General features: G+C 63.5%; 3 protein-coding genes and 2 pseudogenes. 2 read left to right on the top strand and 3 right to left on the bottom strand.

What is annotated here, in order from left to right:
• Positions 1-455: pseudogene (locus AHiyo1_RS26490) on the top strand (FUSC family protein); the annotation flags it as partial.
• On the opposite strand, the gene AHiyo1_RS09360 reads toward AHiyo1_RS26490, so the two are convergent.
• On the bottom strand, positions 403-1197 hold the full coding sequence (locus tag AHiyo1_RS09360; protein WP_059388388.1) for an SDR family NAD(P)-dependent oxidoreductase: 795 nt from the start codon (positions 1195-1197) through the stop codon (positions 403-405). The pseudogene AHiyo1_RS26490 and the gene AHiyo1_RS09360 overlap by 53 nt on opposite strands.
• A gap of 171 nt (positions 1198-1368) precedes the next feature.
• Between AHiyo1_RS09360 and AHiyo1_RS09355 the strand changes: the two genes are divergently transcribed.
• A complete protein-coding gene (locus AHiyo1_RS09355) occupies positions 1369-1707 on the top strand; it encodes a hypothetical protein (RefSeq protein ID WP_059388387.1) in 339 nt (112 codons plus the stop codon).
• A gap of 208 nt (positions 1708-1915) precedes the next feature.
• On the opposite strand, the gene AHiyo1_RS09350 is transcribed toward AHiyo1_RS09355, so the two are convergent.
• Positions 1916-2272, bottom strand: a complete 357-nt coding sequence (locus tag AHiyo1_RS09350) for a GNAT family N-acetyltransferase (protein WP_059388386.1) — start codon at positions 2270-2272, stop codon at positions 1916-1918.
• Positions 2269-2533 (bottom strand): annotated as a pseudogene (locus tag AHiyo1_RS26485) (acyltransferase family protein); the annotation flags it as partial. The gene AHiyo1_RS09350 and the pseudogene AHiyo1_RS26485, both read right to left, overlap by 4 nt.

The raw sequence follows: 2533 nt of genomic DNA, 5'->3' as shown, positions 1-2533 counted from the left end.
GGGCATCCGCACTGGGCGATGGCCGCGGCCGCCGTTCCGCTGGCCGGAGCCGATGTGCCGAGCCGCCTGCACCGCGGCATTCACCGTATCGTGGGGACGTTCCTCGGATTGGCGATTGTCGCCGTCGTGCTCTTTCCAGGACCGCTGTCCCCGCTGCACTATTTCCCCGGGCAAACCACCCTCATCCTTGCCCTGCTGGTGATCGGGTTCCAGTTCCCCACCGAGTTGTTCATGGCCCGGCATTACGGCTGGGCATGGTGTTCTTCACTCCGGTCATTTTGCTCATGACTCAGTTGGCGGCGCCCGCGGATCCCGGCGTGCTCGTCCTGGAACGCGGGGTGGAGACGTTCGTGGGAGCCGTGATCGGGATCGCGGTGGCGGTGCTGGTCCAGGCGCCCCGGCTTACTTCGCGGACCCGGATTGCTTCGCGGCGAGGCGGGGCGGACCCGACGTAAGCTTCGCCGGCAGGAAGCGCATGACGGCGGTGATCGCTTTGTAGCGCTTCGACGGAATGGAAATCCCTTTGCCCTTGGCGTTGTCTTCCAACCCTTCCCGGACAACGCGCTCGGCGTTAAGCCACAAAAAGCGCGGAGCCACCGACTTGTCCATGCCCATGCGATCGTGGAACTCCGTGTGGGTGAAGCCCGGGCACACCGCGGTGACTTTCACGCCGCTGCCGGCATACGCGGTGTTCGCCCAACGGCTGAAGCTGACCTGCCAAGCCTTGGCCGCCGAATAGCTTCCCCGGTTCGCGAATGCCGCAACGCTCGCAACGTTGATGATCCGGCCCGACTTGCGTGCCAACATCACCCCCAACGCCGCGTGGCACAGCTCCATGGGCGTCTGGACATGCAGCCGCAAATGCCGCTTTTCGTCGTCCACATCGTTCTTCTCGAAAGAATTCAGCAAACCGATTCCGGCATTGTTGACCAGCACGTCCACCGGCCGCGAAGCGTCCCGCAGCCTGGCCACGACAGCCGCAACCCCGACGTCGGAGGTCAAGTCGGCGGGCAGCACCTCCACAGAGATGCTGAAGTCCCGTTCAAGCACCTCGGCGCTTGACCTCAGCCGGGTTTCGTCGCGGGCCACGAGGACCAGGTGGTGGCCGGATTCGGCCAGCTGACGGGCGAATTGCGCACCGAGCCCGGCAGTAGCACCGGTGACCAGGGCGGTGAGTTCGTTGGCACGAGTTGTCATGCGCCCAGACTAGCGCCGTTGACGCTCCGTGTGGTGATGCACGTCCCGGCCGTCAAATGCCATCTCGACGGCGGTACTCGTACGTTTTCGGTGCTCGCGGTAGAGTGCCTCAAAAGTGCGCCTTTCGAGCCTCTGTGGGGGCCACGGCACACCAACCGGGAGGAACAGACCATGGACGCGGCTCATGGCAGGATTGAATTCCGCGAAATCGACGAGCACGGGAATGCGCTGGAGCATCACCTAGGCGCGGTCGAGGTACCTCAGCGGAGGGCCGCGGTGAATCCGTTCATCATCGGGCTATGGGTGCTCGAGCTGGCGCTCGTCATAGGCATCATGGTGATCATCAATGAGGCGATGGCCCCGCTCACCCCCACTCCGGGAAATACGATGCCGTTCCCGTTCATCCTGATGAACATGACCCCGCAGCTTCTCCAAGCCACCGCTCTGATCCTGGCGACGCTTCTGTTCTGGCACGCCTGGCAATGGCAGAAAAGGAAGGCACAAAAGTAGGCACCTACACCGCGACGGTGGCCCGCCCGGGGCGGCAGTTCGGCCCGATTACAGCAAAGACGGAAAGTGGCGTGCGGCTGGGGGTGTGAATCGTGTCGCGAACTTCGCAAATTGTTTCCGAATCAGAGATCGGCTGGCTCAATGCCGGGGCCATGACTTAGTCAGCAGGGTGGTCTTCCGGCGTTTTCTTGGGCATAACCGCGTCTGACTAATCGTTGTCCGGTTCCCCTACCGGCGGTTCCGGCGGCCAATCGACGTCGAGCTCGTATCCCTCATGCCTGCGCAGATAGGCGGCGATGAATGGGCAATGCGGGATGATCCGCTTGCCGGAGGCGACGACGTCGTCCAAGGCAAAATGGGCCAGGACCTTCGCCAGCCCGCGGCCCTTGAACTGCGGGCGCGTCTCAGTGTGGAGGAAATCGATGTGGCCGGGTTTGTCCATAAACTGCGAGATCACGGCTACTTCACCATCGACAAGAAGCTCGTAGCGGTGGAATTTGTCGTTCCTGACCGTTGTCACGTCCGGGCTGAACGACTCTGCGGTTGAATCCGTGAACTCAGTCATGAGTCGAGATTCGCACGTAAACCGGGCTCTGGCAATGGCCCCGCAGGGGCATCGGGAACGGCCGCGGACGGGAGTCCGGCGGGTATCCGTCCCAGGAGCAACACTCCCAGCGCGAAGCACGCCGCTCCCCCACCCAGAAGGGTCAGCGTAAGTCCGTTGAACGCGGCGTCCACCACCGGAATGAAGACCACGACGCCGGCAGTCACCACCGCGACGTGCGTCCTGCCGCGCGCGTGGCTGGCCGCCGTCGGGCGCTCTTCA

The organism is Arthrobacter sp. Hiyo1, from assembly GCF_001263615.2.
Classification (GTDB): domain Bacteria; phylum Actinomycetota; class Actinomycetes; order Actinomycetales; family Micrococcaceae; genus Arthrobacter.
Note: the sequence above shows the minus strand (reverse complement) of the source record. Positions and strands in the feature narration are given on the sequence as shown.